This window comes from Rhodobacter capsulatus, assembly GCF_052363185.1.
GTDB classification, from domain to species: domain Bacteria; phylum Pseudomonadota; class Alphaproteobacteria; order Rhodobacterales; family Rhodobacteraceae; genus Rhodobacter; species Rhodobacter capsulatus_E.
This window is the reverse complement of record NZ_CP198955.1, coordinates 2,868,289-2,887,013: the sequence shown is the minus strand read 5'-3', so window position 1 is coordinate 2,887,013 and position 18,725 is coordinate 2,868,289. Positions and strand designations below refer to the sequence as shown.

Sequence of the window (18,725 nt, the reverse complement as noted above, 5' to 3'; positions counted from 1 at the left end):
ATGGCCGAGGAAATGATCCCCGCCTGGGTCGAGGGCGTGCTGCAACCCGTCGAGAAGCTGGAGGCCCACCGCAAGGGTCTTCGGCATCTGGCGATTTCGGTTTTCGTGACGCGCGGCAACAAGGTGCTTTTGCAGCAACGCGCGCTGTCGAAATATCACACGCCGGGGCTTTGGGCGAACACCTGCTGCACCCATCCCTATTGGGGCGAGGATGCGGCCACCTGCGCCACCCGCCGTCTTGGGCAGGAGCTGGGCATCGTCGGGCTGAAGCTGCGCCACATGGGGCAGCTTGAATACCGCGCCGATGTGAACAACGGCATGATCGAGCATGAGGTGGTGGAGGTCTTCACCGCCGAAGCGCCCGAGGGGATCGAGCCGCAACCCGATCCCGAGGAAGTGGCCGATACCGAATGGGTGCGCATCGACGCGCTGCGCTCGGAGATCCACGCCAATCCCGAACGCTTCACGCCCTGGCTGAAGATCTATATCGAGCAACACCGCGACATGATCTTTCCGCCGGTTACGGCCTGATATTTCGCCCGGGGCTTGCGCTCCGGGCGACCCGCCGGGGGCTCCGCCCCCGGACCCCCGGGATATTTGGGGCAAGATAAAACAAATGGACTTCCCTCTGAAGGGGTTCTGCCGTAGCCACCCCGTCTTTTCCTTGGAAAAATACGCACCTGTTCTTCGGGGGGTGGGGGGGCGGAGCCCCCCGCGGGTCGCCTCGGGCCTGCCCGAGGCGAAATCTCACCCCTCGAGCCAGTCCAGAATCATCTCCGAGAGCCCGTCTGCCGCAACCTCGTGGATCAGATGCCCGCCGTCGATCCGCCGTAGCGTCGCCATCGGCAGGAACCGCGCCGCATCGGCCGAGACATGGGCGGGCACCGCCCGGTCCCCCGTTCCCGCGATCAGGAACACCGGCTTGGCGATCCGGGGCAGGGCGCCGATGAGCGGCCCCAATTCCCATTGCGCCATCATCCGCAGCCCGCCATCCACATGCTCGGGGGTCTGGATCAGCGCCGTATATTGCGCCTTGCCCGCGGCGTCGATCACCGAGCCGGTCATGTCGAGAAGCTGGCTGATCCTTTGCCGGGACGCCCCGAACCGCGTCACCAGGGGCGCGGTGAAGGGCAGGGCGGCCAGACCCCGCGCCATCATCGGGAAGATCACTCCCGCGACGCCCTCGAAATGATCGAGCGCAGCATTGATCCCCACCACCCGCGGCACCGGCGTGTCGAGCGCCAGTTGCAACGCGATGGCGCCGCCCGCGGAATGGCCGATCACCGCGGCAGGCATCACGCCCAGATGCTGGCAGAGCTTCCAGATATCCTCGGCCATCGGTTTCAGGCCAAAGCGGTTGCGCGCGGTGGACCGCGAACAGCCATGCCCCGGCAGATCCGGCACGATCACCCGATAGCGCGCCGAAAGCCCCGGGATCATGCGCCGGAAACTGTGCCCCGAGGCGCCAAGCCCATGCAGCAAAAGCAACACCGGCCCGTCAGCAGGGCCGGTGTCGATCACCCACCAGTCGATGGGCCCGACCCTGTGGCGCGCTGCGGCCGACCGATAGGGCCAGTTCGCCGGCAACGCGCGTGGGTCCATCGTTACGCCTCCAGAGCCGCTCCCAGAACGTCGGCCATCTTGTGGGCCGTCGCCCTTGGCAGGGCAATGTAATGGGCGTCCATGGTGCGGGCAAGCTCGACCAGCGCCGGATTGGGCCGCATCGCCGTGTCGATGATCACCGCGGGCATGCCGCTGGCGCGGATTGCGCGGGCGACCTTGGTCGCCTGTTCCCCCGCCAGTTCCCGGTTCGCCGTGCCATCAAGTGCGATATTGCCCCGCCCGTCGGTCAAAAGCGCAATCGTCGGCGTCATGCCGCGGCTTCGCGCCTGTTTCGCCGTCGCCATCGCCATTTCCATCCCGCTGGCCAGCGGCGTGCCGCCCCCGCCCGGAAGGCCCTGCAGCTGCCGCTTCGTCTGCGTCAGCGAGCGGGACGGTTGCAGCAGCACCTGTGCCGCCGTGCCGCGGAAGGTGATCAAGGAAACATGGTCGCGCGCCGCATAGGCCCGGCCCAGCAGCAATTCGACCGCGCCCTTGGCCTCCGAGAGCCGCGCCACCGCCGCCGAGCCCGAGGCATCGACGGCAAAGATCAGCACGCGGTCGGACATTTCCTTGCGCCGCTTGATGTGGATGTCAGACGATTCCACCAGCAGCACCCGTTCCGTGCCCGCGGGCGCCTGACGGCGCCGCAACCCCTGCCACGGCGCGGCCGAGCGCAAGGTGGCCACAAGGTCGATCTTGGCGTCATCTTCCAGCTTGCCCTTGCGCGAGGGCAGGGGGCGACCGCGGCGGTTGCCGATTTGCTCTTGCCCGGCGCCCTGACCACCCGAAGCGGCGCGCAACCGGCTGCCCATGTTCAGCGTTTGCAAGATGTTGTCGGGCAGCATCGCGCGAACGGCCTCGACCACGATTTCGGGCGGAATGCCGTCCAGCGGGTCGATCTGATCCTGCTCATCCTGCTGGTTTTCGCCCTCGTTCGGCTCCGGCGGTTCCGGCGGCGGCGGGGGAGGGGGCGGCGGCGCGTCTTGCAGCGGCAGCGCCCGATGCGCCAGCGTCAGTTCCGCCGCCTTCAGCACGTCCTCGGCCTCGACCGTCGTCCGGCCTGCCAAAGCGGTCAGGATCCGTGCCGCCGTCAGCGCCAGCATCGGCGCGCGCAGGCTGGAAATGCCCAGTTGCCGACAGCCCTCGACAATCTCGCCCACCCGTTCCGCGGGCATCTGCACCTGCGGCAGCAGCTCGCGCGCCCGTTCGATCTGCGCGGTGTCGGGCAAGAGCCCCGGCCCGTCGATCGAGCGCACCTCGGACAGATCGACGAAGAGCCCAAGCCGATCGGCCACCGCATGCGGCAAGGCCTCGTCCGGTTCGGCGGCCTCATCGAGCGCGATCAGCGCGTGCTGGCGCAGATCCAGCGCCTGCGCCAGCCGCGCGCCCAGTTTCGCCGTGCAGCGTTCCGCCATCGGCAGGATGAAGACGCTCGGCCGGTCCAGCATCCCGCCCTTCAGGACGGGTTTGCCGGAATGCAGCGTCTCGGCCACGTCAAGCCCGCCATAAAGCGCGCCATCGTCCACATTCGGCGGCAGACGGCGCAGCGCCATCGGGAAGGGCAGCTTGGCCAGCGTGTCGGTGAAGGCCAGCCGAATGGGACCGGCGCGCGAGCGCAGCCACAATCCGCCGACCGCGGCGGGGTCGACCGTCAGCACCGCAAGGGCCGACTTCAGGCGTTCGTGGTCCATGTTACGGCAACGTTTCTTCGACCGTCCGGGCCACGCGGGCCGTCGAGCCAGCTTCATCAAGGGGATCGCGGCGCAGACGGTGCGAGAGCGCCATCGTCGCCACCCGCTTCAGGTGATCACGACCGACCGCCTCGGCGCCTTCCAGCGCGGCCAAGGCACGGGCCGAGCGCAGCAGCGTCAGTTCCCCGCGCAGACCGTCCGATCCCAGCGCGATGCAGAGCGCGGCGCAGTCATAAAGCGCGGTGTTCGGCGCCTCGACCTTCGGCAGACGTTCGCGCGCCGCAAGGATCTGGGCGCGGATGTCCATGTCCTTCGGCCGCCATTCTTCAAGGAAGGCCTTCGGATCGGCGTCATAGGTGTCGCGGCGACGGATCACCTCGACCCGGGTTTCGACGTCGCGGGGAGACAGAACCTCGACCGAAAGACCGAAACGGTCCAGAAGCTGCGGACGCAAGTCGCCTTCTTCGGGGTTGCCCGAGCCGACCAGAACGAAACGGGCCGGGTGACGGATCGAGAGACCATCGCGTTCCACCACGTTCTCGCCCGATTGGGCGACGTCCAGAAGCAGGTCGACGATGTGATCTTCCAAGAGGTTGCATTCGTCGATGTAGAGATAGCCGCGGTTTGCCCGCGCCAGCAGGCCCGGTTCAAACGCCTTTTCCCCTTTCGAGATCGCGCGTTCGATATCCAGCGCCCCGACCACACGGTCTTCCGACACACCCAGCGGCAGATCGACCACCGGGGTCGGCTTGCGCACGATGTCGGTCGAGAGCACGGTGGCCCAATCGGGGATCATCTCGACCGAAGGCGAGGACACCGGGCAGCCCGCGACCGCCTCGATTTCGGGCAGCAGGGCCGCCAGCGCGCGCACGGCGGTCGATTTGCCGGTGCCGCGGTCGCCAAAGACCAGAACGCCGCCGATGCCGGGATCGACCGCGGTCAACAGCAGCGCCAGTTTCATGTCTTCCTGACCGACGATGGCAGAAAAGGGAAAGACGGGTCTCGTCTTCGCGCCCGAAGCAGAGGGTTGAAGTCGAGCGACGGCGGTAGTCATGCAGTTTCCCTTTCCAAGACTTTGCTGGCGAGCGGGTCCTTGCCCATCCAGCTTCCCTCGGTCCCAAGCAGACGGAACCGGGCATAGAGTTCTTCGGTGAACCAACCTTCTTCACGCGCAGCGCGGATCGCCTTGCCATGCGGCGTGTCGCCGCGGGCAAACGCGTTCATCTTTGCCACATCCGGCCAGATCGAGAAAGTCACTTGATGGAAAAGGGGAATTTCCCCGATCCCGATCTTGAACATCAGGTTCTGATCCTCGCCGACTTTTTCGGAAATCTTCGGCACGCGCGACCAGAAGGCATTGGCCTTGTGCGGCTTGATCGCGGCGCGGGTCAGCGCCACCACGGGCTCGTCCGGGCTTGGCTCGGCCACCTGTTCCGGCAGGAACGGATTGACGCCGCCCCAGGTGCCGCGCGCGGAAAGCGGCTGCAGATGCAGCACCAGCGTTTCCGCCGCATGCGCCCGCCAGCGCTTCCAGACCGGGTGGTTTCGCGTCACGTCGCGGGCGTCGGCCTCGGTGTCGAAAGCCGCCATGATCGCCCAGACGCGCCAGTTCGGCTTCGGCGTGAAGCCCTCGCCGGTGCCCGATCCGCACAGTTTGTAGAACTTCACCCGCGGCTCGTCATTCAGGGGGCGGCGGGACAGGATCATCTGGCTGATGACCCAGGGCAGCGAGCTTGTGCCGTCAAAACGGAACAGGCTGAGTGAGGCGACAGGCATCTACGTCCTCCCCTGTGATGTGTAACGGGATATTTACATCTGGGTCCCTTGTAATGGAAGGCCTCAGACGTTTTGTCGCGAGACAGCGTCGACAGTTGTAAATCGGAATTGACGACCTATCATCCCCCCAATGCAACCAAAAACTACCGAAGAGACCATGTCCAAGAACACAGAAGGTATGGGTCGCGCCGTTGTCATCGGTGCCGGCCTTGGCGGTCTTGCTGCAGCGATGCGGCTTGGCGCGAAAGGTTACAAGGTGACGGTCGTCGATCGTCTGGATCGGCCCGGCGGGCGTGGGTCTTCGATCACCAAGGGCGGGCATCGATTCGACCTTGGGCCGACCATCGTCACCGTGCCTGATCGCCTGCGCGAGCTTTGGGCCGATTGCGGGCGCGATTTCGACAAGGATGTGAGCCTTGTCCCGATGGAGCCTTTCTACACCATCGACTTCCCCGATGGCGAGAAATACACCGCCTATGGCGATGACGCCAAGGTCAAGGCCGAGGTGGCGCGGATCAGCCCCGGCGATGTCGAGGGCTTCCGCCATTTCATGTGGGACGCCAAGGCCCGCTATGAATTCGGCTACGAAAATCTCGGCCGCAAGCCGATGAGCAAGCTGTGGGACCTGATCAAGGTTCTGCCGACCTTCGGCTGGCTGCGCGCCGACCGTTCGGTCTATGCCCATGCGAAGAAGATGGTGAAGGATGACCATCTGCGCTTCGCGCTGTCGTTCCACCCGCTCTTCATCGGCGGCGACCCCTTCCATGTGACGTCGATGTATATCCTCGTCAGCCAGCTCGAGAAGAAATTCGGCGTCCATTACGCGATCGGCGGCGTGCAGGCGATTGCCGATGCCATGGCCAAGGTCATCACCGATCAGGGCGGCGAGATGCGGATGAATACCGAGGTCGACGAGATCCTGGTCTCGCGCGAGGGCAAGGCCACCGGCATCCGTCTGGTCGATGGCACCGAGCTTCCGGCGCAGGTCGTTGTCTCGAACGCCGATGCGGGCCACACCTACAAGCGTCTTCTGCGCAACCGCGACCGCTGGCGCTGGACCGACGAGAAGCTGGACAAGAAACGTTGGTCGATGGGGCTCTTCGTCTGGTATTTCGGCACCAAGGGCACGGCCAAGATGTGGAAGGATGTGGGGCACCACACCGTCGTCGTCGGGCCGCGCTACAAGGAACATGTGCAGGACATCTTCATCAAGGGCGAGCTGGCCGAGGACATGAGCCTTTATGTCCACCGTCCCTCGGTCACCGATCCGACCGCGGCGCCGAAAGGCGACGACACCTTCTATGTCCTTTCGCCGGTGCCGAACCTGGGCTTCGACAATGGCGTGGACTGGAGCGTGGAGGCCGAGAAATACAAGGCCAAGGTGTTGAAAGTGATCGAGGAACGGCTGCTGCCCGGCGTTGCCGAGAAGATCACCGAAGAAGTGGTGTTCACCCCGGAAACCTTCCGCGACCGTTACCTGTCGCCCCTGGGCGCGGGCTTCTCGCTTGAGCCGCGGATCCTGCAATCGGCCTGGTTCCGCCCGCACAATGCCTCGGAAGAGGTGGACGGGCTTTATCTGGTCGGCGCGGGCACCCATCCGGGCGCCGGTGTGCCCTCGGTCATCGGCTCGGGCGAGCTTGTCGCGCAGATGATCCCCGATGCGCCCAAGCCCGACACCCCGGCACAGGCCCCCGCGCAGACCGCGGCGGCGCCTGCGGCAAAGGCGGCGAGTTCCAAGGCCCGGACCTCCCGGTCCAAGGCGGCGCAATGATCTCGACCGAGGATATGGAGATCTGCCGGGAGCTGATCCGCACCGGCAGCTACTCCTTCCATGCGGCGTCCAAGGTTCTGCCGGCGCGGGTGAGAGACCCCGCGCTGGCGCTTTACGCCTTTTGCCGGATCGCTGATGACGAGGTGGACGAGGTCGGCCACCGCGACAAGGCGGCGGCGGTATGCAAACTGGGCGACCGGCTGGAGGACATCTATTCCGGCCGTCCGCGCAACACCCCTTGCGACCGCGCCTTTGCGGCGGTGGTCGAGGAATTCGAGATGCCGCGGGAATTGCCCGAGGCGCTGCTGGAGGGTCTCGCCTGGGATGCCGAGGGGCGGTGGTATCACTCGCTCTCCGACGTGCAGGCCTATTCGGCGCGGGTGGCGGCGGCCGTCGGCGCGATGATGTGCGTGCTGATGCGGGTGCGCAACCCCGATGCGCTGGCGCGGGCCTGCGATCTGGGCCTTGCCATGCAGATGTCGAACATCGCCCGCGACGTCGGCGAGGATGCCCGGGCCGGGCGGCTTTTCCTGCCGACCGACTGGATGCGCGAAGAGGGCGTCGACCCGCATGACTTCCTGCGCGATCCGCAGCCGACCCGCGGCATCCGCCGGGTGACCGAACGGCTGCTGAACCGCGCCGACCGGCTTTACTGGCGCGCGGCGACCGGGGTGCGGCTTTTGCCCTTTGACTGCCGGGCCGGGATCATGGCCGCGGGCAAGATCTATGCCGCGATCGGCGTCGAGGTGGCGAAGGCGAAATACGACAACATCAGCCAGCGCGCCCACACGACCAAGGGCCGCAAGATGTGGCTTCTGGCGAATTCGGCGCTGTCGGCGACCGCCTTTTCGGTGCTGCCGGTCTCGCCGCGGGTGCATGCGAAACCCGAGCCCGAGGTGGCCTATCTGGTCGATGCCGCCGCGCATCGCAACCTGCATCCCGAACGCTCGGAGGTGCTGATTTCGGCGCTGATGGCGCTCAAGGCGCGCGATCGCGGGCTGCTGGTCGATCGGGCGTCGTAACGGGGCCAACTGGGGGCGCGACGGTAAGTCACTGGACCTGCGCGCCCCCCGGGTCCACAACGGGGCGTGTCCACAACCGGAGGCCATCATGAGCCTGACCCTGTTTGCCGTCTATTTCGTCGCCTGCGCCTGCGCGGGTGCCACCGGCGCGATCTTCAGCCCGGGCGCCTGGTATGACAGCCTGAAGAAACCGAGCTGGGTGCCGCCGAACTGGCTGTTTCCCGTCGCCTGGTCCACGCTTTACATCCTGATGTCGATTTCGGCCGCGCGGATTTCCGGGCTGGCCATGGAAAACGAACTGGCCGTGCTGGGCCTTGCCTTCTGGGCGGTGCAGATCGCGGTCAACACGCTCTGGACGCCGATCTTCTTTGGCCTGCACCGGCTGGCCGGGGGCATGCTGGTGCTGGTGATCCTGTGGCTGAGCGTCTTTGCCACCTGCGTCCTGTTCTGGATGGTCGATTGGGTCTCGGGGCTGATGCTGGTGCCCTATGTGATCTGGGTAACGGTCGCCGGGGCGCTGAATTTCAGCGTCTGGCGGCTCAATCCGGGCGAAAAGCCGGTCACGCTTTGACCCCCGCCTTGTCGTGACCGAGGCGATCGCCTCGGTCATGCGCAACGTTTCCTCGGGGCCGCCGGGGGCCCAAAGGTCCCCGGCCAGCGCCCGCCCCGCCCATGGCGGGCGCTTCTCGCCCGCCGGGGCAGGCGCCGACCTCTGTCGTGCTTGGGGAGGCGGTCTTGCCGCAGCGGGGCAAGGCGGGCGGGGAAAAGCAGTGCTTTTCCTGATCCGCCCGATCCGGCCGTCTCAGTCCTTGTGCTTCCACCCGGCCCGGCGCGGCACTCGCACGGCCAGCATCGGTTTCAGCACCGGCTGCCGGAACCGCACCAGATCCAGCGCCTCGTGCATGCCCACCGTTTCTTCGCCGTCGATCTGGGTGCGCATCAGCGCGCGCGAATAAAAGGGCGCCTCGAGCAGCGAATAGACCCCGGCCGGATGCGCGCCCGGATCGCAGCGGGTTTCGCGCCGCACGAACCAGGGCGTGCGCTTCATCTTCACAAGCGGCGGCGGGGTCTCGATCTCGCAGACCGAGCCATCGGGGTTGATCTGCACGGCGAGCGCCACCTTGGACCGGTCGAGCCGCGTCGCATCGTAGAAACAGACCGTGCGATCCTTCAGCGGGAACCGACCCCAGGTCCAGAAGGAGAAATCTTCCTCCAGCGCGCGGGTGCCGAAATTGGCGTCGAAATAGCCATGCCCCGTCCATTTGTGCCCGGGCGCCAGATCTACCTCGACATCGGCGATGGGCGCAAAGGGGCGCCAGGTGTGGCCTGCATCCGGCGTCAGCCGCACCTCGACCCCGGTCACCGCGCGCGGCGTCAGCACGACCCGGCCCTTGAGCTTGCCCAGCTTCGGCAGCGCGCCCCATTCATCGACGTCGATCACCAGCTCCTTGCCGGTCCAGGTCAGCTTCGACGGCCCGACCTGAAAGCTGTCCCGCGACTGGCGCAGCGCGGACCGGCCGCGGTCGGTCATTGTGAAGCGGCCGTCGGTGCCCGTCGTCACCATGTTGATGCAGCAATGGTTTTGCGGCTCGCGACGGCCCGACCAGCGATACCACGGGCTGAAGACCGAGCCGATGAAGGCGATCATCGAGAACGCCTTTTCGCCGTCGTCGGAGATGCCGTCGCAATACCACCAGGCGTAGCCGTTCGGCCCTACTTCGCGGCGGAAATCCGGTCCGCCAGCAAGGCCCGTGCTGCATGCGTCCCGGAAGTCAGCGCCATGGGCACCCCGGCACCCGGGTGCGTTCCCCCACCCGCCAGATACAGCCCCCGCAGCCCCGTCCGCGCCAGAGGCCGCCGGAACGTCGCCAGCGTCCCCTCCGGCGAGCCGCCGTAGATCGCCCCCAGCGAGCCCGGGAACCGCCGCGACAGCAGCGCCGGTGTCGTCAGCGCCCGGGTTTCCGGATCCGGGCTGAAGGTCAGTCCCATCGCGGCGAGCATCGGGAAGGTGCGTGCCCTGCATTGTGCCTCCTCCTGAGGAAAGGGTTGATGGCCTGCCGGGCCGTTCATGATGATTTCAAAGCGCTCGATCTCGGGCACCGGGGCCTGCATCTCGCGGTCCTGCGCACAGATGTAAAGCGTCGGTTCCTCGGGCATCTCGCCCGCGCCGATGGGGCCGAATTCCAGCTCCGGATCGGCGGTGAAGAAGACGTTGTGATGCGCCAGATCGACGCCGATCGGCGTCGCGCCAAAGGCCCAGACCCAGGCCGACAGGCTGGGGGCGGGGCGGGGCGATTTCTCCATCGAGGCGCGGGCGGCATCGCCCAGAAGCCCGTCGCGCAACGCGCCCGGATCGCCGTTGAAGATGCAGGCATTGCAGGGGATCGAGACGCCGGTCTCGATCTCGACCGCGGTCACCCGGCCTTCCTTGCGCACGATGCGCTTGGCCTTGGCGCCGTAGTGAAAGCGCACCCCCTTGGCCTCGGCCACCCGGGCCAGCGCGGCGGCCACGCCATGCATCCCCTCGGCAATCGCCCAGACGCCCTGCACCTCGGCCTGCCAAATGAGCGACAGCACCGCGGGCGTCGCCCCCGGACGGCCGCCGACATAGGTGGCGTAACGGCCGAACAGCTGCGCCAGCCGCGGGTCCTTGAAGGTTGCGCCCAAGAGATCGCGCATCGTCAGCCCGGGGCGCAGCGCGGGCCAAAGTTGCGGCCGGGTCGCCGTCGCGGCGGCGATTCGCCAAAGGTCCGGCTTTGGCGCCGCGATCACCGAGCGGTGGAAGGCTTCCCACAGCCCCGCCGTCAGCTGATCGAAGCGGCGGAATGCCGCAGCCTCCCGCTCGCCAGCAAAGGCGCGGATCGCCTCGATATTGGCTTCGGTGTCGGTGAAGAGGTCGAGGCTGGAGCCATCGGGCCAGAAATGCCGGGCGAGTCGGGGCAGGGGGATCAGCGTCAGATGCTCCTCGGCGCGGGTGCCGCAGGCGGCGAAAAGCGCATCGAGAACATGCCGCATCGTCAGCACCGTGGGCCCCGTATCCGCAGGGCCGCCGGGGGTCGGAACCGCCCGCGCCTTGCCGCCCGGGGCATCGCCCGCCTCAACCACTGTGACCCGCAGGCCCGCCGCCGCCGCGCCGATGGCCGCCGCAAGGCCGCCCATTCCGGCGCCGATCACCACGACGTCCGTTTCACTCCGCATCTCTCGCTCCCGCACACACCGCCGTCCGCACCCCTTCGGGAGTGCAATTTTGTCCCATATTCTTGGGTGTAAGTTTCAGTTTACACAGGTAGGTGCGAATGCCAATGTGCGTCGTGACGCAGCGGAGGGCTCTGTCATGTCTCTGGATACCCGTATCGAGTCGGCGCTGCTTAAGGCGCTGTCACCCGAAGCTTTGGCCGATTCTCCGCCGTTGCTTGCCGCCGCGCTGCCCTATGGGGTGTTTCCCGGCGGCGCCCGGATCCGCCCGACCATTCTGGTTTCGGTCGCGCTCGCCTGTGGCGATGATTGCCCGGCGGTCACCGATGCCGCGGCCGTCGCGCTGGAGCTGATGCATTGCGCGAGCCTCGTGCATGACGATCTGCCCGCCTTCGACAATGCCGATATCCGGCGCGGCAAACCGAGCCTGCACAAGGCCTATAACGAGCCCTTGGCGGTTCTGGCGGGCGACAGCCTGCTGATCCGCGGCTTCGAGGTGCTGGCCGATGTCGGCGCCGTCAACCCGGACCGGGCGCTGAAGCTGATTTCGAAACTTGGTCAGCTCTCGGGCGCGCGCGGCGGGATCTGCGCCGGTCAGGCCTGGGAAAGCGAATCCAAGGTCGATCTGGCCGCCTATCATCAGGCGAAGACCGGGGCGCTCTTCATTGCTGCGACCCAGATGGGGGCGATTGCCGCGGGCTATGACGCCGATCCCTGGTTCGATCTGGGGATGCGGATCGGCTCGGCCTTCCAGATCGCCGATGACCTGAAAGATGCGCTGATGTCGGCCGAGGCGATGGGCAAGCCCGCCGGGCAGGATATCGCGAACGAACGCCCGAATGCCGTCAAGACGATGGGGATCGAAGGGGCGCGCAAGCATCTGCAAGATGTGCTGGCGGGGGCGATCGCCTCGATCCCGTCTTGCCCCGGTGAGGCGAAGCTGGCCCAGATGGTGCAGCTTTATGCCCACAAGATCATGGACATCCCGGCCAGCGCCGAGAGGGGCTGATCGTGCCGAAGGACGAGCAAGAGGGCGCGACGGCCGACCGGACCTCGGCGCCGACAGCAACGGGAAAGCAACCGCAGGTTCCGGGCCAGCCCGGGGCGGCGCCGGTGCAGCCGGGGCGGGTGAATTTCTTCACCCGGATCGCGCTGTCGCAACGTCTGCATGAAATCTTCGAACGCATGCCGCTGATGAACCGCGTCACCCGGCGCGAGGGCGAGGCTTTGTTCGACATCGTCTCGGGCTTCGTGCAAAGCCAGGTTCTGCTGGCGATCGTCGAATTCCGGGTGCTGCATATTCTGGCCGCGGCCTCCTGGCCCTTGCCGCAACTGGCCGAACGCACCGGGCTGCCCGAGGACCGTCTTGCCGTGCTGATGCAGGCTGCGGCCGCGCTGAAGCTGGTGAAGTGCCGCCGCGGTCTGTGGCAGCTCGCGCCGCGCGGGGCTGCCTTCATCACCGTGCCGGGGCTCGAGGCGATGGTGCGCCATCACCCGGTTCTGTATCGCGATCTTGCCGATCCGGTGGCCTTCCTGAAAGGCGATATCGAACCCGAGCTGGCGGGCTTCTGGCCCTATGTCTTCGGGCCCTTGGCGCAGGAAGATGCGGGTCTGGCCGAGCGCTATTCGCAGCTGATGGCCGACAGCCAGCGCGTCGTCGCCGATGACACCTTGCGCCTTGTCGATCTGCGCGATGCCAAGCGGGTGATGGATGTGGGCGGCGGCACCGGGGCCTTCCTGCGCGTCGTGGCCAAGCTTTACCCTGAATTGCCGCTGACGCTGTTCGACCTGCCGCATGTGCTGTCGGTGGCCGAACGCTTCAGCCCGAAGCTCGATTTCGCGCCCGGCAGTTTCCGCGACGATCCGATCCCGACGGGCGCCGATGTCATCACTTTGGTGCGCGTGCTGTATGATCATCCTGACAGCGTCGTGGAACCGCTTCTGGCCAAGGTCCATGCCGCGCTGCCGCCCGGTGGCCGTCTGATCATCTCGGAAGCGATGGCGGGCGGGGCGAAACCCGACCGTGCCTGCGATGTCTATTTCGCCTTCTACACGATGGCGATGAGTTCGGGGCGCACGCGTTCCCCCGAAGAGATCAAGCAAATGCTTGAAAAAGCTGGGTTCACCAAGGTTTCCAAGCCGCGTGCCCTGCGCCCCTTCATCACCTCGGTGATCGAGGCCGAACGCGGCTGACACCGCCGCGTTCGGGCCCCGTTCTGACCCGGGGGTCAGAAAGTCGCACATCCGACCGTCGCAAAAGTGTCTAATCAAATTGACAGTCGGGCGTGTAAGTTCAATGATACACATAGGCGTGATCAGCCCGACTCTCCGGCGTGATCATACCGGGAGCACGTAATGGAAACGCAAGTCGTCATAATGTCCGGGCCCAAGGCCATCTCGACGGGCATCGCCGGTCTGACCGACCCCGGGCCGGGGGATCTCGTTGTAGACATCGCCTATTCCGGCATTTCGACTGGCACCGAGAAATTGTTCTGGCTCGGCACCATGCCACCCTTCCCGGGCATGGGATATCCGCTTGTTCCCGGCTACGAAAGCTTCGGAGAGGTCGTTCAAGCCGCCCCCGACACCGGCTTCCGACCGGGCGATCACGTCTTCGTTCCTGGCGCCAACTGCTTTACCGGCGGCCTGCGCGGCCTGTTTGGCGGCGCCTCCGGGCGTCTTGTCACCGCCGCTTCGCGCGTTTGCCGCCTTGATCCCGGCATCGGTCCCGAGGGGGCGCTGCTGGCGCTGGCCGCCACCGCGCGTCATGCGCTGGCGGGCTTTGACAATGCGCTGCCCGATCTGATCGTGGGCCATGGCACCCTTGGGCGTCTTCTGGCCCGTCTGACCATCGCCGCCGGTGGCAAGCCGCCGATGGTCTGGGAAACCAATCCTGCCCGGCGCTCGGGCGCGGTGGGCTACGAGGTTCTGGACCCCGAAGCCGATCCCCGGCGCGACTACAAGGCCATCTATGACGCCTCGGGCGCGCCCGGTCTGATCGACCAGCTCGTCGGGCGTCTGGGCAAGGGCGGGGAACTGGTGCTGTGCGGCTTCTATACGGTGCCGGTCAGCTTCGCCTTCGTTCCCGCCTTCATGAAGGAAATGCGCCTGCGCATCGCCGCCGAATGGCAGCCGGCCGACCTGTCGGCCACGCGCGCGCTGATCGAAAGCGGGGCGCTCTCGCTGGATGGTCTCATCACCCACCGTCGCCCCGCGGCGGAAGCGGCCGAGGCCTATCAGACCGCTTTCGAAAACCCCGACTGCCTGAAGATGATCCTTGACTGGAAAGATGCAAAATAATGACTGACGCACCCAACCTGAAGGGATTTGACGCCCGCCTGCGGGAAGAAGCCGCCGAAGATCCGACGCTGGAAATCCCCGAACACGCGCCGACCAAGAAGACGCAGATCATCGCGATCTACGGCAAGGGCGGTTCGGGCAAGTCCTTCACGCTGGCCAACCTGTCCCACATGATGGCCGAAATGGGCAAGCGCGTGCTGCTCATTGGCTGCGATCCGAAATCGGACACCACCTCGCTTTTGTTCGGCGGCAAGAACTGCCCGACGATCATCGAGACCGCGACGAAGAAGAAGCTTGCGGGCGAGGATGTGAAAGTGGGCGACGTCTGCTTCAAATCGGGCGGCGTCTTCGCGATGGAGCTGGGCGGGCCGGAAGTCGGTCGCGGCTGCGGTGGGCGCGGCATCATCCACGGCTTCGAGCTTCTGGAAAAGCTCGGCTTCCATGACTGGGATTTCGACTTCGTCCTGCTCGACTTCCTTGGCGACGTGGTCTGCGGCGGCTTCGGCCTGCCGATCGCCCGCGACATGGCGCAAAAGGTGATCGTGATCGGCTCGAACGACCTGCAATCGCTCTATGTGGCCAACAACGTCTGCAACGCGGTCGAATATTTCCGCAAGCTCGGCGGCAATGTCGGCGTGGCGGGGATCGTCATCAACAAGGATGACGGCACCGGCGAGGCGCAGGCCTTTGCCGAAGCCGTGGGCATCCCGGTTCTGGCCGCCATCCCGGCCGACGAGGAGCTGCGCCGCAAATCGGCCGCCTATCAGATCGTCGGCACCCATGCGACGCCCTGGGGCAAGCTGTTTGAGGAACTGGCGGGCAATGTCGCCGATGCGCCGCCGCTGCGGCCGCGTCCGCTGACGCCCGACGGGCTCCTGGGCCTCTTCGACACCGACGAGGAGACCCGCGTCGTCGAACTGGTCCCCGCGACCGACGAAGACCTGCGTGGCGCCAATGCCGCGCCGAAGAAATCTCTGGAAGTGATCTACGACGATGTCTGACTGCACTGCTGCGAGAGCCCGGGCCGCTTGTAGGGAGGGCCGGGCATGACCGATCTTCCGCAAGCCGAAGGCGGCTGTGGCGCGGGCAACGAACGTCTGGCCGCGCAAGCTGCCGCCGCGGGCAATGCCGAGCTGATGGCGCGCTTCAAGGCCGACTATCCGGTCGGTCCGCATGACAAGCCGCAAACGATGTGCCCGGCCTTTGGCGCCTTGCGCGTGGGGCTGCGGATGCGTCGCGTCGCGACCGTTCTGTGCGGGTCTGCCTGCTGCGTCTACGGGCTCTCGTTCATCTCGCATTTCTATGGTGCGCGCCGGTCGGTGGGTTATGTGCCCTTCGATTCGGAAACGCTCGTCACGGGCAAGCTCTTCGAAGACGTCCGGGCCTCGGTGCATGATCTGGCCGATCCGGCGCGCTATGATGCCATCGTTGTCATCAACCTCTGCGTGCCCACGGCGTCCGGTGTGCCGCTGCAGCTTTTGCCGAACGAAATCAACGGTGTTCGCGTGGTGGGCATCGACGTTCCGGGCTTTGGCGTGCCGACTCATGCGGAAGCCAAAGACGTGCTTTCGGGCGCGATGCTGGCCTATGCCCGGCAAGAGGTCATGGCCGGGCCGGTGCCCGCGCCGATCTCGGGCCGGTCCGACCGTCCGACGGTGACGCTTCTGGGCGAGATGTTCCCCGCCGATCCGATGGTGATTGGCGCGATGCTGGCGCCGATGGGGCTGGCCGTGGGGCCGACCGTGCCGATGCGCGACTGGCGCGAGCTTTACGCCGCGCTCGACAGCAAGGTCGTCGCCGCCATCCACCCGTTCTACACCGCCGCCATTCGGCAGTTCGAAACCGCAGGCCGCGCCATCGTCGGCTCGGCCCCGGTGGGGCACGATGGCACGATGGAATGGCTCGCCAATATCGGCCGCGCCTATGACGTTTCGGCGGACAAGATCGCTGCCGCGCAGAATGCCTTCGGGCCTGCGATCAAAGGCGCCATCGCGGGCGCGCCGATCAAGGGGCGGATCACCGTCTCGGGCTATGAGGGCTCGGAGCTGCTGGTGGCGCGTCTTCTGATCGAATCCGGCGCCGAGGTGCCTTACGTCGGCACCGCCGCCCCCCGCACGCCCTGGAGCGCCTGGGACAAGGACTGGCTCGAATCGCGCGGCGTGGTGGTGAAATACCGCGCCAGCCTGGAAGACGATTGCGCCGCGATGGAGGGCTTCGAGCCCGATCTGGCCATCGGCACGACGCCCTTGGTGCAAAAGGCGAAAGCCTTGGGCATTCCTGCGCTTTACTTCACCAACCTGATCTCGGCCCGGCCGCTGATGGGGCCTGCGGGCGCCGGATCGCTGGCGCAGGTGATGAATGCGGCCATGGGCAACCGTGAGCGCATGGGCAAGATGAAGGCCTTCTTCGAGGGCGTGGGCGAGGGGGACACCGCCGGGATCTGGCAGGACACGCCGAAGCTTTACCCCGACTTCCGCGAACAACAGCGCAAGAAGATGGAAAAAGCCGCCAAACTGGCCAAAGCCGAGGAGATGATCTGATGTTTCTCCTCGATCACGACAGGGCAGGGGGCTATTGGGGCGCGGTTTACACCTTCTGCGCCGTCAAGGGGCTGCAGGTGGTCATCGACGGCCCGGTGGGCTGCGAAAACCTGCCCGTCACCTCGGTTCTGCACTACACCGACGGGCTGCCGCCGCATGAATTGCCGATCGTCGTCACCGGGCTTGGCGAGGCTGAACTCGGCCGCGAGGGCACCGAAGGCGCGATGAGCCGGGCGTGGAAGACGCTGGATCCGCTTTTGCCCTCGGTCGTCGTCACCGGCTCGATTGCCGAGATGATCGGTGGCGGCGTGACGCCGCAGGGCACGAACCTGCAACGCTTCTTGGCCCGCACCATCGACGAAGACCAGTGGCAATGCGCCGACCGCGCGATGACCTGGCTTTTCACCGAATATGGCATGACCAAAGGCCGGATGCCGGGCGAGCGTTTGCGACCCGAAGGGGCGAAGCCGCGGGTCAACATCCTCGGTCCCATGTATGGCGCTTTCAACATGGCCTCGGACCTGCACGAGATTCGCCGTCTGGTTGAGGGGATCGGCGCCGAGGTGAACATGGTGTTCCCCCTTGGCACCCATCTGAGCGAGGTCCGCAACCTGGTGAATGCCGATGTGAACGTGGTCATGTACCGCGAATTCGGCCGGAACCTGGCAGAGATTCTCGGCAAGCCCTATCTGCAGGCGCCGATTGGCCTTGAAAGCACTACAAAGTTCCTGCGCAGCCTTGGCGAGCTGCTCGGTCTTGACCCCGAGCCCTTCATCGAGCGCGAAAAACATGCAACTTTGAAGCCCTTGTGGGATCTGTGGCGATCTGTCACGCAAGACTTCTTTGCGACGGCCAGCTTCGGAATCGTCGCCACCGAGACCTATGCCCGCGGCATAAAAGCCTATCTCGAGGGCGATCTGGGCCTGCCTTGCGCCTTTGCGGTGGCCCGAAAGGCCGGAGAGAAGACAAAAAGCGACGAAGTTCGCGGTTTGATCCGGCAAACTCGCCCTCTGGTGGTGTTCGGTTCGATCAACGAGAAGATTTATCTGGCCGAAACCAAGGCCGGCCATGGCCCTGCGGCCTCGTTCGTGCCCGCCTCCTTCCCCGGCGCGGCGATCCGCCGCGCGACGGGCACCCCCTTCATGGGTTACATGGGTAGCGTCTACCTGCTGCAAGAAATCTGTAACGGACTGTTCGACGCGTTGTTCAATATCCTGCCGCTTGCTTCCGAAATGGACAGTGCCGCGGCAACACCGGCAACCTTGCGTCGTGACATGCCCTGGGATGCGGATGCGCAGGCGGCTCTGGACCGGATCGTGTCGCAACACCCGGTTCTGACACGGATTTCGGCGGCCAAGTCGCTGCGTGACGCGGCCGAGAAGGCGGCTCTCGATCAGGGAGCTGAAAGAGTGGTTCTAGAAATGGTCGAAGCCCTTGGGGATGCGGCCGTGGATCGGAAGGGGGGGAACTGAAATGCAAAGCCAGCGTCTTCGCGCTCATGGGGTCCAACATGTCGACCGCGTGCCGCGTCCCGAGTTCGCGCTTTACTTTTCGCTGATCCTGATCGTCGCGGTGCCCTTTGCGCTTGTCGGCTGGATCATGACCCTGGTGCGCGAGCGCCGCATCCCCGAGTGCGGGCCCTTCGCCCGCGCCTGGCGCGAGGCGGGCGAGATCACGCCCGAGATTTTCCGGCCCTGAGCCGGATACGGAATTCCGCCGGGGGCCATATCCCCGTCGGGTCAAGTTCTCCACGGGCGGGATGAGCCCCTCGTGGTGGAAATGCGGGATGGCAGGGTGCCATTTCGTTTGCCCAGCCGCAGGGAATGCG

Annotated in this window: 17 protein-coding genes; 11 read left to right on the top strand and 6 right to left on the bottom strand. The window is 66.0% G+C overall.

Annotated features, from left to right (window positions below; genetic code table 11):
• Positions 1-531, top strand: a complete 531-nt coding sequence (gene idi / locus ACTTAG_RS14200; RefSeq protein ID WP_444462882.1) for an isopentenyl-diphosphate Delta-isomerase — start codon at positions 1-3, stop codon at positions 529-531.
• 216 nt (positions 532-747) lie between these two features.
• Here idi and bchO read toward each other — a convergent pair whose 3' ends face one another.
• The 4 genes from bchO to crtA are packed head-to-tail and all read right to left on the bottom strand — an operon-like array spanning position 748 to position 5,069.
• On the bottom strand, positions 748-1,602 hold the full coding sequence (gene bchO, locus ACTTAG_RS14195) for an alpha/beta fold hydrolase BchO (protein WP_444462881.1): 855 nt from the start codon (positions 1,600-1,602) through the stop codon (positions 748-750).
• A gap of 2 nt (positions 1,603-1,604) precedes the next feature.
• Positions 1,605-3,293 (bottom strand): magnesium chelatase subunit D, encoded by a 1,689-nt coding sequence (locus ACTTAG_RS14190; protein ID WP_444462880.1) that lies wholly within the window; start codon positions 3,291-3,293, stop codon positions 1,605-1,607.
• Position 3,294: 1 nt separating this feature from the next.
• Positions 3,295-4,347 carry a magnesium chelatase ATPase subunit I gene (gene bchI / locus ACTTAG_RS14185; protein WP_444462879.1) on the bottom strand — a complete coding sequence of 351 codons (1,053 nt, stop codon included), beginning with the start codon at positions 4,345-4,347 and terminating at the stop codon, positions 3,295-3,297.
• Positions 4,344-5,069, bottom strand: a complete 726-nt coding sequence (crtA, locus tag ACTTAG_RS14180) for a spheroidene monooxygenase (RefSeq protein ID WP_444462878.1) — start codon at positions 5,067-5,069, stop codon at positions 4,344-4,346. Before crtA ends, bchI begins: the two co-directional genes overlap by 4 nt.
• Positions 5,070-5,226: 157 nt before the next feature.
• On the opposite strand from crtA, the gene ACTTAG_RS14175 reads away from it, so the two are divergent.
• From ACTTAG_RS14175 to tspO, 3 genes are all read left to right on the top strand, one after another.
• Positions 5,227-6,840: a phytoene desaturase gene (locus ACTTAG_RS14175; RefSeq protein ID WP_444462877.1), complete on the top strand. Its 1,614-nt coding sequence runs from the start codon at positions 5,227-5,229 to the stop codon at positions 6,838-6,840.
• Positions 6,837-7,862, top strand: coding sequence for a 15-cis-phytoene synthase (crtB, locus tag ACTTAG_RS14170; protein ID WP_444462876.1), 1,026 nt, complete (start codon positions 6,837-6,839; stop codon positions 7,860-7,862). Before ACTTAG_RS14175 ends, crtB begins: the two co-directional genes overlap by 4 nt.
• An 88-nt stretch (positions 7,863-7,950) precedes the next feature.
• On the top strand, positions 7,951-8,433 hold the full coding sequence (gene tspO, locus ACTTAG_RS14165; protein WP_444462875.1) for a tryptophan-rich sensory protein TspO: 483 nt from the start codon (positions 7,951-7,953) through the stop codon (positions 8,431-8,433).
• 231 nt (positions 8,434-8,664) lie between these two features.
• Here the strand turns inward: tspO and crtC are convergent, their stop codons facing one another.
• Together crtC and crtD are read right to left on the bottom strand one after the other, a co-directional pair.
• A complete protein-coding gene (gene crtC, locus ACTTAG_RS14160; protein ID WP_444462874.1) occupies positions 8,665-9,510 on the bottom strand; it encodes a carotenoid 1,2-hydratase in 846 nt (281 codons plus the stop codon).
• Between the two features lie 65 nt (positions 9,511-9,575).
• Complete coding sequence (crtD, locus tag ACTTAG_RS14155; RefSeq protein ID WP_444462873.1) at positions 9,576-11,060, bottom strand: 1-hydroxycarotenoid 3,4-desaturase CrtD; 1,485 nt, start codon at positions 11,058-11,060, stop codon at positions 9,576-9,578.
• A gap of 136 nt (positions 11,061-11,196) precedes the next feature.
• On the opposite strand from crtD, the gene ACTTAG_RS14150 reads away from it, so the two are divergent.
• The 7 genes from ACTTAG_RS14150 (at position 11,197) to pufQ (ending at position 18,595) form a co-directional block, all read left to right on the top strand.
• Positions 11,197-12,066 (top strand): polyprenyl synthetase family protein, encoded by an 870-nt coding sequence (locus ACTTAG_RS14150; protein WP_444462872.1) that lies wholly within the window; start codon positions 11,197-11,199, stop codon positions 12,064-12,066.
• A 2-nt stretch (positions 12,067-12,068) separates the two neighbouring features.
• Complete coding sequence (locus tag ACTTAG_RS14145; RefSeq protein ID WP_444462871.1) at positions 12,069-13,250, top strand: methyltransferase; 1,182 nt, start codon at positions 12,069-12,071, stop codon at positions 13,248-13,250.
• Positions 13,251-13,412: 162 nt separating this feature from the next.
• Positions 13,413-14,357 carry a chlorophyll synthesis pathway protein BchC gene (gene bchC / locus ACTTAG_RS14140; protein ID WP_444462870.1) on the top strand — a complete coding sequence of 315 codons (945 nt, stop codon included), beginning with the start codon at positions 13,413-13,415 and terminating at the stop codon, positions 14,355-14,357.
• A complete protein-coding gene (locus ACTTAG_RS14135) occupies positions 14,357-15,358 on the top strand; it encodes a chlorophyllide a reductase iron protein subunit X (RefSeq protein WP_444462869.1) in 1,002 nt (333 codons plus the stop codon). The genes bchC and ACTTAG_RS14135 overlap by 1 nt, the downstream gene beginning before the upstream one ends.
• Positions 15,359-15,403: 45 nt before the next feature.
• Complete coding sequence (gene bchY / locus ACTTAG_RS14130; protein ID WP_444462868.1) at positions 15,404-16,897, top strand: chlorophyllide a reductase subunit Y; 1,494 nt, start codon at positions 15,404-15,406, stop codon at positions 16,895-16,897.
• Positions 16,897-18,369 carry a chlorophyllide a reductase subunit Z gene (bchZ, locus tag ACTTAG_RS14125; protein ID WP_444462867.1) on the top strand — a complete coding sequence of 491 codons (1,473 nt, stop codon included), beginning with the start codon at positions 16,897-16,899 and terminating at the stop codon, positions 18,367-18,369. The genes bchY and bchZ overlap by 1 nt, the downstream gene beginning before the upstream one ends.
• Positions 18,338-18,595 (top strand): cytochrome PufQ, encoded by a 258-nt coding sequence (gene pufQ, locus ACTTAG_RS14120; protein WP_444462866.1) that lies wholly within the window; start codon positions 18,338-18,340, stop codon positions 18,593-18,595. Before bchZ ends, pufQ begins: the two co-directional genes overlap by 32 nt.
• The last annotated feature ends 130 nt before the right edge of the window (positions 18,596-18,725 follow it).

Excerpts from the sequence above, each read along its gene's own strand:
- pufQ (WP_444462866.1), top strand. The coding sequence starts at position 18,338 with ATGCGGCCGTGGATCGGAAGGGGGGGAACTGAAATGCAAAGCCAGCGT.
- bchZ (WP_444462867.1), top strand. The coding sequence starts at position 16,897 with ATGTTTCTCCTCGATCACGACAGGGCAGGGGGCTATTGGGGCGCGGTT.
- crtC (WP_444462874.1), bottom strand. The coding sequence starts at position 9,510 with ATGATCGCCTTCATCGGCTCGGTCTTCAGCCCGTGGTATCGCTGGTCG.
- bchY (WP_444462868.1), top strand. The coding sequence starts at position 15,404 with ATGACCGATCTTCCGCAAGCCGAAGGCGGCTGTGGCGCGGGCAACGAA.
- crtB (WP_444462876.1), top strand. The coding sequence starts at position 6,837 with ATGATCTCGACCGAGGATATGGAGATCTGCCGGGAGCTGATCCGCACC.
- idi (WP_444462882.1), top strand. The coding sequence starts at position 1 with ATGGCCGAGGAAATGATCCCCGCCTGGGTCGAGGGCGTGCTGCAACCC.
- bchC (WP_444462870.1), top strand. The coding sequence starts at position 13,413 with ATGGAAACGCAAGTCGTCATAATGTCCGGGCCCAAGGCCATCTCGACG.
- bchI (WP_444462879.1), bottom strand. The coding sequence starts at position 4,347 with ATGACTACCGCCGTCGCTCGACTTCAACCCTCTGCTTCGGGCGCGAAG.
- crtD (WP_444462873.1), bottom strand. The coding sequence starts at position 11,060 with ATGCGGAGTGAAACGGACGTCGTGGTGATCGGCGCCGGAATGGGCGGC.
- ACTTAG_RS14175 (WP_444462877.1), top strand. The coding sequence starts at position 5,227 with ATGTCCAAGAACACAGAAGGTATGGGTCGCGCCGTTGTCATCGGTGCC.
- ACTTAG_RS14190 (WP_444462880.1), bottom strand. The coding sequence starts at position 3,293 with ATGGACCACGAACGCCTGAAGTCGGCCCTTGCGGTGCTGACGGTCGAC.
- bchO (WP_444462881.1), bottom strand. The coding sequence starts at position 1,602 with ATGGACCCACGCGCGTTGCCGGCGAACTGGCCCTATCGGTCGGCCGCA.
- crtA (WP_444462878.1), bottom strand. The coding sequence starts at position 5,069 with ATGCCTGTCGCCTCACTCAGCCTGTTCCGTTTTGACGGCACAAGCTCG.
- ACTTAG_RS14135 (WP_444462869.1), top strand. The coding sequence starts at position 14,357 with ATGACTGACGCACCCAACCTGAAGGGATTTGACGCCCGCCTGCGGGAA.
- ACTTAG_RS14150 (WP_444462872.1), top strand. The coding sequence starts at position 11,197 with ATGTCTCTGGATACCCGTATCGAGTCGGCGCTGCTTAAGGCGCTGTCA.
- tspO (WP_444462875.1), top strand. The coding sequence starts at position 7,951 with ATGAGCCTGACCCTGTTTGCCGTCTATTTCGTCGCCTGCGCCTGCGCG.